The sequence below is a fragment of the Psychrobium sp. 1_MG-2023 genome (assembly GCF_030689115.1).
Lineage (GTDB): Bacteria > Pseudomonadota > Gammaproteobacteria > Enterobacterales > Psychrobiaceae > Psychrobium.
In genome coordinates, this window is record NZ_JAUYVJ010000079.1 from 1 (window position 1) to 657 (window position 657).

Here is a 657-nt window from a genome sequence, read left to right on the forward strand (position 1 = left end):
ATGAACAATACTACAGTTGGTGTCGATTTGGCAAAAGATGTTATTCAAGTCTGTGTATTCTCAAAGAATAAGGTGCTTTCTAACACTGAAATGACACCGTCAGCGTTTACACAATGGTTGATATGTCACGAACGTTCTATGGTGGTGTTTGAAGCTTGTGGTACTTCAAATTATTGGAAGCAAAAAGCAGCTAGCCTTGGGCATGATGCGAGGCTTATCTCTGCAAAATTGGTTGGCTCAGTTAGACAAAATCAAAAAACAGACAAAAATGATGCATTAGCCATCGTACAAGCTGCAATGTTACCAGACGTTAATTTTATAAGTGGTAAAAGCATTAAACAGCAACAGCTTCAATCGATACTTCGAATGCGAGAGCTGTCGGTTAAGCAAAAAACGGCTCTGAACAATCAACTGTCTGCATTATTACTTGAATTTAATATAAGAGTATCAAGCAGGAATGGCGGTCTCAAGGGAGCTATATACTCGGCATTAGAGGATGCTGAGAATGGTTTCACAATAACGTTTCGCCAGGCTCTCGAACAAATGTGGTTACAGTACCTTAACTGTATACAAGTAATAAGCAAGTTTGATGAATATCTCAGGGTTTTATTGGATGCTACCCCGCAGTGTAAAAAGTTAACAAAACTAGAAGGGGTT

The 657-nt window shown here is 39.0% G+C and carries 1 protein-coding gene; it reads left to right on the forward strand.

Annotation, left to right across the window (positions count from 1 at the left end; genetic code table 11):
* On the forward strand, positions 1 to 657 hold a 657-nt coding region (locus Q8W26_RS17835; RefSeq protein WP_305473884.1), incomplete at its 3' end, for a transposase.